Below are 12,617 nucleotides of genomic sequence, written 5' to 3' on the forward strand. Positions count from 1 at the left end.
CGTGCGGCGGGCTCGGCCACTGGTCCTTGAGCTTGTCGAAAGGGGCTTCGGCCGGGGTGGTTTCGACAAGCTCAACCACCGTGCGACAGGCTCAACCACCGTGCGGCGGGCTCAACCACCGGGGGGCGGACAATCTCAGACCTCCCGGGCTCGGCCACTGGTCCTTGAGCCCGTCGAAAGGACCTTGGCGTCCGGGCGTCAGCTTTCGGTGGCGCTCGGGCTGGGGGGCGTTGTCGTCGGCGGCGTGGTCTGCGGCGTTGTCGTCGGCGGCGTGGTCGGCGTCGTCGGCTCGGGTGGGCGCTTCGCGAGGTACGCCGTGATGATCCTGGTCCGCTCCTCGACCGAACCCGCGTCGGGGATCTGCGAGACGACGGTCCCCTCGGTGGCCGTGGCGTCCTCCTTCGTCTCGAACGTCACGTCGAATCCCGCCTGCTCGGCCATCTCCTTGGCCTTGTCCTGTGTCAGGCCGTACAGGTTCGGGACGGACGACTTCCCTGTCGCGTAGTACACGACGACGGCGGTGTCGGGAGTGACGGTCGCTCCTTCGGCGGGGTTCACGCGCGTCACCTGGTTCGCCTTCGCGCTGACGTCCTCGGACGTGTCCTCCTTCTTGGACACGTCGGTGAAGCCGGCGGTCTTCAACTGCTGCACCACCTCGTCGGCGTCCTTGCCGGCCAGCCCGCTGGGCACCGTGAGCTTGCTCGGGCCGACATTGATCGTGATCGTCACCGTGCTGCCGAGGGTCACCTCGGTGTTCGCTGCCGGGTCCTGCCGTGTGACGGTGTTCACCGAGCTGTCGTCGGGCCCGGCCGTCGTCTCCACCTTCACCTGGAGCTCCGCGTCGGCGATCGCCTTCTCGGCGGCCGCCTGGTTGAAGGTCAGCACCGACGGCACGGCGGTGGTCTTCGGCGCCGTCGGGACGAGGAGGAACACGCCGACGGCGATGAGGGCGACCGCGACGAGCCCGCTGAGCACGAGAAGGGCGACGGTGCTGCCCTTCATCTTCTTCTTCTTTCCGTTCTCGGCCTCGTCGACCGCGCGGGCGGGACCGGTGCGGAGCGCGGTCTCGTCGGCGCCGCCCGCGGGCAGCAGGCTCGTCTCGGCGTAGTCCTCGGGATTCGGCTGGGACGCCACCGCAGGGGCCATCAGCGGCCGGCCGGCGATCGCGGCGGCGATGTCGCCGCGCATCTCGGTCGCGGTCTGGTACCGGTCGATCGGATCCTTCGCGAGCGCCTTCATCGTGATGGCGTCCATCTCGGGCGTCACCAACGAGTCGAGCTGGCTCGGCGGGACGGGCGTCTCCCGGACGTGCTGGTAGGCGACCGACACAGGCGAGTCGCCGCTGAACGGCGGGCGCCCCGTGAGCAGTTCGTACAGCAGGCAGCCGGTCGAGTACACGTCGCTGCGATTGTCGACGATCTCGCCGCGGGCCTGCTCGGGGGACAGGTACTGGGCGGTTCCGATCACGGCCGCGGTCGCCGTCATCGTGGACGACGTGTCCGACACGGCGCGGGCGATGCCGAAGTCCATCACCTTCACCACGCCCGTGCGGGTGAGCATCACGTTCGCGGGCTTGATGTCGCGGTGGATGATGCCGGACTTGTGGGAGTAGGCCAGCGCGTCCAGGACTCCCTGGGTCATCTCCAGAGCCCGCTCGGGGACGATGCGGCGCCCGTCGCGGAGGATGTCGCGCAGGGTGTGCCCGACCACGAGCTCCATCACGATGTACGGGACCATGACGCCCGTCGCGGGGTCGGCCTCTTCGCCGGTGTCGTACACGGCGACGATGTTGGGATGGTTCAATCCGGCGGCCGCTTGGGCCTCTTTGCGGAAGCGTGCCTGGAAGGTGGAATCGGTGGCGAGATCGACCCGGAGCAGTTTGACCGCGACATCGCGGCCGAGGCGGACGTCCCTGGCGCGACGCACCTCGGCCATGCCGCCGCGTCCGAGCAGGTCACCCAGCTCGTAGCGTCCCCCGAGACGTCGAGGCTCATCCGTCATGCCGTGTCCTTTCGGCGTTGCCGCGGGCTTGATCCGTGCGCAGGCTGCACTCTATTCTGACCGACCGCGGATCGGCCACGTGCGGGAACTCATGTGAGGGATTCGATCACCTTGGCCACCATCGGGCCGGCGAGGCGACTGCTGCTGCTCTCGTTCAGCGAGGACGCCCGCGACTCGACGAACGCCGTCACGACGACGTCGGGGTTCTCGGCAATGCCCACGAACCACGCGTACGGCTTCCGCTGTCCGTCGGACTCGGCCGTGCCGGACTTGCCGCCGACGGTCACTCCGGAGACCTGGGCGGGGGAGCCGGTGCCGTCCTCCACGACGCTGACCATCCAGCTCTTCAGCAGCTTCGCATTCGCGGAGCTCATGGCCACCGACTGCCGTTCCGGGCTGTAGGACCGGATGACCTGGAGGTCGGCGGTGCGCACCGACTTCACGATCTGCGGCTTCATGAGCACGCCGTCGTTCGCGATCGCGGCACCCACCATCGCCATCTGCAGCGGCGTCGCCGCCACGTCGTACTGCCCGATCGCGCTCATCATGGTCTGCGGCACGTCGGGGTCGGAGGGGAATCGGCTCGCGACGCCGTTGAGGTCGCTCAACTGGGCACTGTCGAACCCGAACTTCTCGGCCTGTGCCCGGATCTTGTCGTCGCCGAGCGCGCGCCCGAGGTTCGCGAACGCGGTGTTGCAGGACACGCGGAGCGCTTGGTCGATGGTGATCTTGCTGCCGCCGCAGTCCATCGTGTTGCCGAGGACGGTGTTGGTCGTCGGCAGCGTCAGCTTGTCGGGTGCGTCCAGCAGGGATTCGGCGGTGTATCCGTTCTCCAGCGCCGCCGCAGCCGTGACGAGCTTGAAGGTCGATCCGGGCGGGTAGACCTCGCGGACGGTCCGATTCGCCATGGGCCGCGTCGTGTCGGCGTTGAGGGCCTTCCACGTCGACTCCGACGCCTTCGTGTCGTGCGTCGACAACGTGTTGGGGTCGTAGCTGGGGCTCGTCACCATCGCGAGGATCTCGCCCGTCTTCCAGTTCATCGCGACGATGGCGCCGGTGTTCGTCCCCAGCGCCTCGGCGGCGGCCTGCTGTGCGGCGGCGTCGAGGGTGGTCTGGATCGACGCGCCCTCGGACGCCTGGCCGGTCGCCAGGCCGAGCAGCTTCTGCAGGAACAAGGAGTCGTCGGAGCCCGACAGCACGGAGTTGTAGCTCTGCTCCAGCCCGCTGCGGCCGTAGAGGTAGGAGTAGAACCCGGTGACGGGGGCGTAGAGGTCGCCGTCGGAGTAGGTCCGCAGGTACTTGAAGGAGCTCTGGTCCGCCGGCTCGCTGGCGGCGATCGCCGTGTTGCCGACGAGGATCGCGCCGCGATTCTGCCCGAACTCCGCGACGCGCACACGTCTGTTGTCGGGGTTGTTGTACAGCCCGGCCTGGCGGAACAGCACCGAGTAGGTGGCGTTGCCCAGCAGGAGCGCCATCATCAGCAGCGAGATGATCGCGGTGCGGCGGATCGGGTTGTTCACTGGTCACCTCCGATGCGCGGCACCTGGCGTGTCGCGTCGGGATCGGGGAGCGGGGACGGCGGGGCGTCCTGGCCGGGTTCGGGCGCGCTCTCGGGCGTGGCTGCGGTGTGCGGGCGCTGCGTGTCGGGGATGCCGGTGGCGGACACGTCGGGACCGGGGGCGCCGATGCCGGGGATGTACGTCGTCGGGGCGTCCGGGCTCACGATCTGGGACGTGGGGGCGTCCGGGACCGCTATGTAGGAGGTCGGGGCGTCGGGGTCGACGGCGTCCGAGGATCGCCCCGACCCGGCGACGATCTCGGTCTTGGCGCCTGCGCCGAGCGGGACCGTCGGAGCGGCGGCCGCGGGATCGTCGGGCGTGATCGGGCTGCGGGGGAGGCGCTGGACGGGGATCGCCTGCGTCGCGTCGGCCGCGAGGGAGACCTCCACCGGCCCCGCGACCGGCTCGGGGCGGGGCTTGCGGGCGATGTGGCTGACCATGAGCATCAGCGCGAGCACCACCCAGTTGGCCAACAGCGAGGATCCGCCCTGAGACATGAACGGCGTCGTCAGGCCGGTCAGCGGGAGCAGCCGCGTCACGCCGCCGATGATGGCGAACACCTGGAGCGCGACGACGAAGGCCAGCCCCGCCGAGAGGAGCTTGAGGAACGGCTCGGTCACGGTGAGAGCGGTGCGCAGACCGCGGGTCACCAGCAGTGCGTACAGGACGATGACCGCCATCAGCCCGACGGTGCCGAGCTCCTCGCCGATGGCGGTGGCGATGAAGTCGGACTTCGCCAGCGGTGTCAGGCTGGGGCTCCCGAGCCCCCAGCCGCGGCCGAACAGACCTCCCCAGGCCATTCCGAACTGCCCTTGGATGATCTGGTAGTTCTGCTGGAAGTCGGAGAACGGGTCGAGCCAGCTCGACACTCGCACCCGGACGTGACCGAACAACTGATAGGCCAGCAACGCGCCGCCGACGAACAGCAGGCCGCCGAGGATCGGCCACGCGATCTTCTCGGTAGCGACGTACAGCATCATCACGAACAGGCCGAAGAACAGCAGCGACGTGCCGAGGTCGCTCTCGGCGACGAGGACGATGAGACTGGCCCCCCACATCAGCAGGACCGGCCCCAGATCGCGGGCGCGGGGGAGTTCGACGCCGAGGAACCGGTGGCCGGCCTGCGCCAGGACGGTGCGCCGGTCGGCGAGGTAGGACGCGAACGCGATGGCGAGGACGATCTTGGCGATCTCGGCCGGCTGGAAGCTGTACCCGGCGATGCTGATCCAGATCGTCGCGCCGTAGTTCGTCCGCCCCAGCCCCGGCACCAGCGGCAGCAGGAGGAGCACGACGCCGACGAGGAACAGGATGTAGGGGAACCGGTGCAGCCGCTCGGGGTCGCGGATCGCGAGGATCGTCGCCGCGAACCCGACGACGGCCACGCAGGTCCAGACGAACTGCGTGACGGCGTCCGATCCGGGCGGGACGGTCGCCAGGTCGAGCCGGTGGATCATCGCCAGCCCGAGGCCGTTGAGGAGCAGCACGATCGGCAGCATCACCGGGTCGGCGTACGGCATCGTGAAGCGCACGACGAGGTGCGCGACGAGCCCGATCAGCACCCACGCGCCGACGACGTACGGCCATTCGCCGGGCAGCCGGGCGTCCCGGAACAGGTGGGTCAGGACGTACCCGCCCGCGCCGAGAATCTGGGCGAGCAGCACCATCGCCAGTTCGACGTTGCGCCGCTTCCGATAGGTCACCGTGACTTCGGCCGCCATGTCAGCAGCCTTCGGTCGCGCCCGAGGGTGTCGCGTCGGTCGTGGGGTCGGACGCCGATCCGGTCGGGGCGGCCGAGATCGTGCCGGCGGTGGCCGGGCGCGTGCCGAGGGACGGCGCGGCCGACACGCTCGACGCCGACGGCGAGGTGGCGACGGGGGTGGGGGAGGGCGTCTGCGTCGCCTTGGCCCGCTCCTCGCGGGTCTTGACGCATTCCGCGGCAAACTGCTCGAGCTCGCCCACGGTGGTTCGGGCGTTCTCGAGGTTGCCCGTGGGGAATTGCCGCCCGCGGACCTTCTCGGCCCACATGGGTGGCAGGTCGGCGACTCGGGTCTCCTGTTTCTCGTACACCTCGTACAACCGCACGTCGCCCACCTGGTCGGGAACGCCGCGGAAGATCGTCACCACGTCGTCGGAGGCACCGACGAAGTACAGGTTGCGGGTGTATCCGTACCACACCGACAGGCCGGCGACGATGGCGACGACGGGGACGAGGACCGCCAGTGCGAAGCGGAACCAGCGTCCCTTGCGCTTGGCGATGGTGGGCTTGTACCGGGCACGCTCGCCGGCGTCGGGATCGAGCGGCATGGGTGTGCGGGAGAGCCGGCTGTCGGAACGGTCGATGCGGAGGGTGTCCTCGGTCTCCTCGTCGGCTTCGAGGCTGGTGGTCGGACGCGTGGTGGCCGGGATCTCGCGTGTCACCGCTGCGCCGAGCAGGACGGGCTCCTGCGGGGTGACGGACTCGGCGAGGAGATCGGCGAGGATGATCGTGATGTTGTCGACGCCGCCGCCGGTGTGGGCCGCGTCGATGAGGATCTCCATGACGTTGTCGAGGTCGGGGTTCTGCAGGGCGACGCCGATCTGTTCGTCGTCGACGAGACCGCACAGGCCGTCGGAGCAGAACAGCAGCCGGTCACCGTCCTGGAGGTCGATGAGATCGAACTCGGGCTCGATGACCGGCTGACCGTTGAGCACCCGGAGGATGAGGGAGCGGTGCGGATGAGTGAGGGCCTCATCCTCGGTGATGCGGCCCTCGTCGATGAGTTGCTGCACCCACGAGTGATCGCGGGTGAGCCGCATCAGATGTCCGTCGCGGACGATGTACCCGCGGGAGTCTCCGATATGCGCGATGCCCAGGCTCTTGCCGTCGAACATGCCGCCGCACACGGTCGTCCCCATGCCTTCCAGCGACTGGTCGGCGACGACGAGGTCGGCGATCGTGTCGTTGGCGCGGGCCAGGGTCTCGACGAGGACGTCCAGCATCTGCTCGCCCTCGAAATGCCCGTCGGCGTCCTGGAGCGCCCGGGCGGCCACGGTGGACGCGAGGTCGCCGGCCGCAGCGCCCCCCATGCCGTCGGCGACGAACAGCATGGTCGGAGAGGCGTACCCGGAGTCCTGGTTGTTCTTGCGGACGAGCCCGATCTCGGAGTGGCAGACGTAACGCAGGGACAGGGGCATGTCGACTTACCGCCCCAGGGTCATGGTCGTTCGCCCGATCCGCAGCCGGTCGCCGGGGCGGAGCGTCCGGGGCTCTGCGACGCGTTCGTCGTTGAGAAACGTCCCGTTGGTGGATCCCAGGTCGGTGAGCACGACCCCGGCCGACTGCGGCTCGATCCGGGCGTGATGGCCGGAGGCGAAGTCATCGGTCAGGATGATGTCGTTCTCGACGCTGCGGCCGAGTGTGAGCGTCGTTGTCAGCGTGAACGTCCGGCTTGCCAGCGGGCCGTTGTCCATCGTCAGGTAGCGGGGACGCTTCCGCCCGCCGGCGCGTCCGGCCGCGGGGGCCGGCGTCGCAGCACCGGCGGGGGCGTCGGGAGGCGGGAAGGACCTCCGTTCGGCGGCGTCGCCCGTGTCGACGGGGACCGCCTTGCCCCACATGTCCGTCCGGATGATGTTGGCGACGAACAGGATGAACAGCCACAGCAGCACCAAGAACGCGATGCGAAGCGCGAAGACGACAAGTTCGGACATCACTCACCCGCGTCTTGGACGACCAGTCGCGTGCTTCCGATCTCGATGCGGGTGCCTTTCGTCAGGGTGGCCCTGGCGACCTTCTGGCCGTTCACGATGATGCCGTTGGTCGATCCGAGGTCTTCGATGAGCACGGAGGTGTCCTCGCCGCGGCCGGTCACAGTGATCTGAGCGTGGCGACGGGAGATGCCGGGGTCGTTGATGCGGAGGTCGGACTCGGTGCCGCGTCCGATCGTCAGGCCCGGGGGGAGCAGCGGGTGGCGGACGCCGTTCACCTCGATGACCAGGTGCGCTGTGCGGAGCTGGCTCACAGACTCGGGCGCCGCGTCGGTCTCGACCCCGGCGACGGCGCGGGAGGCGACGGTGAACTTGCCGGTGGGGAGGGACCCGTCGAGTTCGTAGAGAACGCCGATCGGTCCGTTGAAGATGTACCCCTTGGCCGTCGCATGCTCGCGCAGGGCGGGGATGATCTCGGAATTGAGGGTCTTGGAGTACGGCGTGAGCCGGTCGTAGTCGTGGGAGGACAAGCCGATGACGAACTCGTTGGGGACGAGCCGCCGGTCCATCGACAGCAGCTTGGCCTCGGAGTCCAGTTCGCGCTGCAGTCGTGCCGCGATCTCGACGGGCTGGACATCGCCCTTGAAGGCTCGTGCGAAGACGCCGCTGACCGCCCCTTCGATGCTCTTCTCGATCTTGTCGAAGACTCCCATGCGCCCCCTTCCCAAGTCGTCAATGCTAGCTTCGCCCCAGAGCTTACTCAGAGTGAACTGTCCGGTGGGTCAACATGCGAGGGTGTTCGCAGAGTCGCGGCGCTCGGGTGGGCGACCGCCCGGCGGCCTGTGCTAGTCTTTCCGGGCTGGCCTCACGAGGTCACGCGCGAGTGGCGGAATGGCAGACGCGCACGGTTCAGGTCCGTGTGCCCGAAAGGGCGTGGAGGTTCAACTCCTCTCTCGCGCACGAGCACACAAGGTCTCGGGACTAGGTGGACAATCCCTGGTCGCGGGGCCTTTTGTCATGCTCGGAGGTCATGCCGAACGGATCCGGATCGGGCCATTTCGTGCCAGGCATCTGGCACGCAGTACCTGCACACGCTCCTTACTGACGACTACAATCGAGGTGTTAGTAAGGAGGGCGCGTTGCTTCCATTCGTTGCGTTCCCCGCGCTCGGCCACGCCGAGCACTTCTGGCATGCCCACGACGCGTACGCCTCCAGAGCAGCGATCGCAGCCGCCAACGGCCCGTACCAGTCGACGATCACGCCACCCATCGTCGATTACGTCCCACAGCTTCCCTCCGGCTTGGCCGCCGACGTTGCCGAGGCCGAGGCTGCGCTGGTGCAGTTCGATCAGTATGCGCGTCTGGTCCTGGGTGCGGGCAATCCTGGTCTCGGACCGATGAGCAGCATTCTGCTTCGGACCGAGTCTGCCTCGAGTTCTCAGATCGAGAACCTCACAGTTGGCGCCACGCAGCTTGCTCTGGCTGAACTCGACCAAGCCAAGTCCGACAACGCCCGCGTTGTGACTGCCAACGTGCGGACGATGGAGGCGGCGTTGGCGCTGTCCGGCCGGCTCGATGAGAACTCGATCCTGGCGATGCACAGGGAGTTGCTGTCCGGCCAATCCGGGTGGGAGGAGCATGCCGGAAGGTATCGCAATCAGCTCGTGTGGGTGGGATCGTCGCCAATCACACCGCGCGGGGCTGCCCACGTTGCTCCACAGTCAGAGCTGGTGCCGGCAGCAATGGCAGATCTGGTCAGCTTCCTGCGACGCCGGGACATCCCTGTCGTCGCCCATGTGGCGATCGCCCACGCACAGTTCGAGACGATCCACCCCTTCGTGGATGGCAACGGCAGGACGGGGCGAGCTCTCGTCCATGCCATGCTCGCTGCGGCTGGGGTGCTCAGGTCCACGACTGCACCGATCTCGGCCGGCCTGCTGCGCGACGTTGAGCCCTACTTCGCCGCTCTGGGTGACTTCCGGTCAGGCGATGCGGGGCCGATCATCGCGGCGTTCGCCGACGCGTCGCTATTCGCGGCCAGGTCAGGGGCGCAGCTGGTCGACGATCTGGCTGCTCAGGCTGACCAGGCGCGACAGCAGCTTGCCGGGCTGCGGAAGGACGCCGCCGGTTGGACCGTGCTTCCTCACCTTGTCGCCCATCCGGTGATCAACGCACGGTTCTTGACGAGCCAGTTGGGAATGAGTGACGTGGCCGCACAGCGTGCGCTCGATCAGCTCACGCGAGCGGGCGTGCTCGTCGAGCGAACCGGTCTGAAGCGCAACCGGGTCTACCAGCACGACGGGATTCTTCAGGTTCTGGATGCCTATGCTCAACAACTGCGTCGCCGGTAAGGCAATGGCTCGGGGGTAGCTGTCAGACGTTGATCGCCCAACGACTCCTCGCCCTGGTCGCCGTCATCTGGCACAACGACCACGCCGACGCAAACACCTTCCGCTCACTCACTGCCTACGACCACTAACCCCTTGGAATTGATCATCTAGTATCGCGCGTCATTAGTTCGTTGACATTGTGGGGTGATGGGTCATGTCATCATCAGTTGTGGAGCTCAGCGAGCCGGATCGGGTGATTCTGGAGTCGTGGGCGCGGTCGAGCACGGTGTCGGCGGGTCGTGTGGAGCGGGCGCGGATCGTGCTCGCGGTTGCGGACGGCGCTGGGACGACGCAGGTCGCGGCACGGTTGGGGATCTCGCGTCCGACGGTGATCAAGTGGCGGGACCGGTTCGCCGCCCAGGGGATCGACGGGTTGGATGATGAGCCCCGCTCGGGGCGGCCGAAGACGATCGATGATGGGGGGATCCTGGCCGCCACCCTGGAGCCGCCGCCGGAGCGTCTGGCGGTGACGCACTGGTCGACCCGGCTGCTTGGCGCCCAGTTGGGGGTCGGGGATGCCACGGTGGCGAGGGCGTGGCGGAAGTACGGGATCAAGCCGTGGCGCAGGGAGACGTTCAAGTTCTCCACCGATCCCGAGCTGGAGGCGAAGGTCCGTGACGTGGTCGGGCTGTATCTGGACCCGCCGGCCAAGGCGATCGTGTTGTGTGTGGACGAGAAGTCCCAGATCCAGGCGCTGAACCGGACCGCCCCGATCCTGCCGGTTCGTCCCGGGCTGCCGGAGAAGGCCACCCACGACTACAAACGCAACGGCACCACCACGCTGTTCGCCGCCCTCGGGATCGCCACCGGGCGCGTGACCGATGCCTGCTACGACCGGCACGGCAAGGCCGAGTTCGGCGACTTTCTCAAGAAGGTCGCCCACGCCTACCCCCGCCGACAGTTGCATGTGGTGGTCGACAACTACCACACCCACAAACACCCCGAGATCCAGGCCTGGCTCGCCAAGAACCCGCGCATCACACTGCACTTCACACCCACGTCTGGTTCCTGGCTGAACCTGGTCGAGGTGTTCTTCGGGATCATCACCCGCCAGGCCATCCGGCGCGGCAGCTTCGACAGCGTCCCCCAACTGGTGACCGCGATCCGGAAGTTCATCGCCGGCTGGAACGACCGCTGCCACCCCTTCACCTGGACCAAGACCGCCGACGAGATCCTGCCCCACGCCAGCCGTAAACGAGATTCAGACGCAGGAGACTAGCTGCCGATCAGTGGTCGGCCTTCTGTCATGTTCGGAGGTCGTGTCGAACGGATCCGGATCGGATCGGTTCGTGCCGGGTGGCTCGCCCGCGTCCGGGCCGCGAGGGAGTCGACCGTCGAGCGCTCCGGTTCTGCCGGATTCGCGCCGATTTCCGTCAGGAAGCGAGCATTCGTTTGCTGGGTTCCGCCGGCGACTCCGGTCACCAGGCACGCCGATCGGCGGCCAGCCTGGGAAGATCGTCACATGCCCGTGTTCGAGGAGCCGGATGATCAGCCGACAGCGTCGCTCATAGAGGAGGCGCTCGGGGATGCCGCTCCGTGCTGGACGACGCTGACGAATCATCTCGCAGCGGCAGGCGCGCCGGTCGAATGGCGGTACTACCGGGACGGCGGTTGGCTTGCCAAGGCCGTCGGCCGGAGAAGGACCGTCGCCTGGCTGAGCGTCGAAGGCGGGTACGTCCGGGTGACCTGCTATTTCGCCGAGCGGCACCGCGAACCGCTGCTCGACGACGAGAACCTCGCCGGGCTTCGTCACGCCATTGCCCGGACCCCGCTCAGCGGAAGGCTGCTTCCGGTGACCCTGGAGGTGCGGTCGGCCCGCGACACCGGGACCGCCATCGCGGTGATCGCCGCGAGGCTCAGGCTGGCGTAGCTCGGCCACCGGCGCCGCCGGCGGGCGTGGTGCAGCAGGCGCTCCGGTCGCCGTACGGAACCGAAGGGGACGCGGTCGGGCCGCCACGATGGCTCTCGGCCCGGCGGGAACCGCTCCCGGGACGTCTCATGGACGGTCCGGGTTCTCCTTGCCACGCCGCCGGCGCGAGAACAGGCCGCGCGCCTTCGGCTCGGTCTCCGTACGGCTCACGGGCTCGCGTTCGGGTGCGGCTTGTGACGCTGCCGCCCGGACGCTGAGGTTCGTCAGCCGTCCGAGCTCGTCGAAGGTCGCCGTGAGCGCGCCGTCCGGTGCCGTCAGCGTCACTGTCTCACCGTCCTCGACGATCGACAGCCCCGGGCGTCGCGTCGCGTACGCACGCACGGCGAGACGGTGATCGTCGAGGAGACCCGCTTGCAGGAGGCGGGGGATCAGGGTCGCGAGCTGCAGGACCGAAGGTGCCGGCAGGTCGAACTCCTCCGGGTTGTCGAGCACGAACCAGGCGTAGGAGTCGTCGCCGGTGGGCGCCCGGTAGAAGACCGGTGCGCGCAACCCGCTGACCGCCATGGCGGCGAGCACGTAGTCATGCGGCGGGGCCTCCCTCTCCGCCAGGCCGTCCGCCTTCCGTGCGTCGGCATCCAGCGGGAGTTGCGCGGTCGTCAGCTCGACGCTGCCGACCTGCTCGCCGACCGCCCTGGTCCGAGAAGCGAGGTCCACGACGGCATCGGGGTAGCCGTTGATGTTCTCCCAGCCCCACAACCAGGTGTTCGAGTAGCCGGAGACGGAGCCGACGAAGCTGGGACGGAAGATCGCCGGCGGCTCCCGTTCGAACCAGAACACCGCGGGCTCGGAGAGATCGGCCCGCCAGGCGTAGGCACCGTATCGCTCTGCGAAGACCTCTTGCGCCTCGGTCGCCAGGATCATGACCTGGTCGGCGAGCTGACGGATGGGATCGCCCTCAGATGAGAGGTGCAGCGTGAGACTGTCGTTCATGGGTTTCCTTCCGTGATGTCCGCATCGGCGTCGACGGGTGTTGGAGCGCGGCCAGGCTCAGTTCCGGCGAGCGCCGCGGGGGTCGTCGAGCGGCCGCGCGGAGCCCGCCGACTCTCCGGCAAC

General features: G+C 68.3%; 9 protein-coding genes, 1 tRNA gene and 1 pseudogene. 4 read left to right on the forward strand and 7 right to left on the reverse strand.

Features of this window, described 5'->3' with window-relative positions:
• Positions 1-198 precede the first annotated feature (198 nt).
• The 6 genes and pseudogenes from pknB to G555_RS0112750 all read right to left on the reverse strand — a co-directional run bounded on the left by pknB (position 199) and on the right by G555_RS0112750 (position 7,957).
• On the reverse strand, positions 199-2,001 hold the full coding sequence (gene pknB / locus G555_RS0112725; protein ID WP_028709153.1) for a Stk1 family PASTA domain-containing Ser/Thr kinase: 1,803 nt from the start codon (positions 1,999-2,001) through the stop codon (positions 199-201).
• 89 nt (positions 2,002-2,090) lie between these two features.
• The gene (locus G555_RS0112730) at positions 2,091-3,521 is read right to left on the reverse strand and encodes a peptidoglycan D,D-transpeptidase FtsI family protein (RefSeq protein WP_028709154.1); all 1,431 of its coding nucleotides are present in this window, start codon (positions 3,519-3,521) and stop codon (positions 2,091-2,093) included.
• A gap of 452 nt (positions 3,522-3,973) precedes the next feature.
• Positions 3,974-5,278 (reverse strand): annotated as a pseudogene (locus G555_RS19890) (FtsW/RodA/SpoVE family cell cycle protein); the annotation flags it as partial.
• Position 5,279: 1 nt separating this feature from the next.
• Complete coding sequence (locus G555_RS0112740) at positions 5,280-6,734, reverse strand: PP2C family protein-serine/threonine phosphatase (protein ID WP_028709155.1); 1,455 nt, start codon at positions 6,732-6,734, stop codon at positions 5,280-5,282.
• Between the two features lie 6 nt (positions 6,735-6,740).
• On the reverse strand, positions 6,741-7,247 hold the full coding sequence (locus tag G555_RS0112745; RefSeq protein ID WP_028709156.1) for an FHA domain-containing protein FhaB/FipA: 507 nt from the start codon (positions 7,245-7,247) through the stop codon (positions 6,741-6,743).
• The gene (locus G555_RS0112750) at positions 7,247-7,957 is read right to left on the reverse strand and encodes an FHA domain-containing protein (RefSeq protein ID WP_028709157.1); all 711 of its coding nucleotides are present in this window, start codon (positions 7,955-7,957) and stop codon (positions 7,247-7,249) included. The genes G555_RS0112745 and G555_RS0112750 overlap by 1 nt, the downstream gene beginning before the upstream one ends.
• A gap of 164 nt (positions 7,958-8,121) precedes the next feature.
• On the opposite strand from G555_RS0112750, the gene G555_RS0112755 reads away from it, so the two are divergent.
• From G555_RS0112755 to G555_RS0112775, 4 genes are all read left to right on the forward strand, one after another.
• Positions 8,122-8,204 (forward strand) — tRNA-Leu (locus tag G555_RS0112755).
• 179 nt (positions 8,205-8,383) lie between these two features.
• Positions 8,384-9,595, forward strand: a complete 1,212-nt coding sequence (locus G555_RS0112760) for a Fic family protein (protein WP_028709158.1) — start codon at positions 8,384-8,386, stop codon at positions 9,593-9,595.
• Between the two features lie 193 nt (positions 9,596-9,788).
• Positions 9,789-10,853: an IS630 family transposase gene (locus G555_RS0112770; protein WP_028709159.1), complete on the forward strand. Its 1,065-nt coding sequence runs from the start codon at positions 9,789-9,791 to the stop codon at positions 10,851-10,853.
• A gap of 243 nt (positions 10,854-11,096) precedes the next feature.
• A complete protein-coding gene (locus tag G555_RS0112775; RefSeq protein ID WP_169337916.1) occupies positions 11,097-11,504 on the forward strand; it encodes a DUF3788 family protein in 408 nt (135 codons plus the stop codon).
• Between the two features lie 126 nt (positions 11,505-11,630).
• Here G555_RS0112775 and G555_RS0112780 read toward each other — a convergent pair whose 3' ends face one another.
• Complete coding sequence (locus G555_RS0112780) at positions 11,631-12,494, reverse strand: DUF6882 domain-containing protein (protein ID WP_028709161.1); 864 nt, start codon at positions 12,492-12,494, stop codon at positions 11,631-11,633.
• Positions 12,495-12,617 lie beyond the last annotated feature (123 nt).

It is taken from the genome of Propionicicella superfundia DSM 22317, from assembly GCF_000423465.1.
In the GTDB taxonomy this organism is placed as follows: domain Bacteria; phylum Actinomycetota; class Actinomycetes; order Propionibacteriales; family Propionibacteriaceae; genus Propionicicella; species Propionicicella superfundia.

Bases quoted from the DNA above. Each gene is read 5' to 3' on its own strand.
- G555_RS0112780 (WP_028709161.1), bottom strand. From the start codon at position 12,494: ATGAACGACAGTCTCACGCTGCACCTCTCATCTGAGGGCGATCCCATC.
- G555_RS0112770 (WP_028709159.1), top strand. From the start codon at position 9,789: ATGTCATCATCAGTTGTGGAGCTCAGCGAGCCGGATCGGGTGATTCTG.
- G555_RS0112750 (WP_028709157.1), bottom strand. From the start codon at position 7,957: ATGGGAGTCTTCGACAAGATCGAGAAGAGCATCGAAGGGGCGGTCAGC.
- G555_RS0112740 (WP_028709155.1), bottom strand. From the start codon at position 6,734: ATGCCCCTGTCCCTGCGTTACGTCTGCCACTCCGAGATCGGGCTCGTC.
- pknB (WP_028709153.1), bottom strand. From the start codon at position 2,001: ATGACGGATGAGCCTCGACGTCTCGGGGGACGCTACGAGCTGGGTGAC.
- G555_RS0112745 (WP_028709156.1), bottom strand. From the start codon at position 7,247: ATGTCCGAACTTGTCGTCTTCGCGCTTCGCATCGCGTTCTTGGTGCTG.
- G555_RS0112775 (WP_169337916.1), top strand. From the start codon at position 11,097: ATGCCCGTGTTCGAGGAGCCGGATGATCAGCCGACAGCGTCGCTCATA.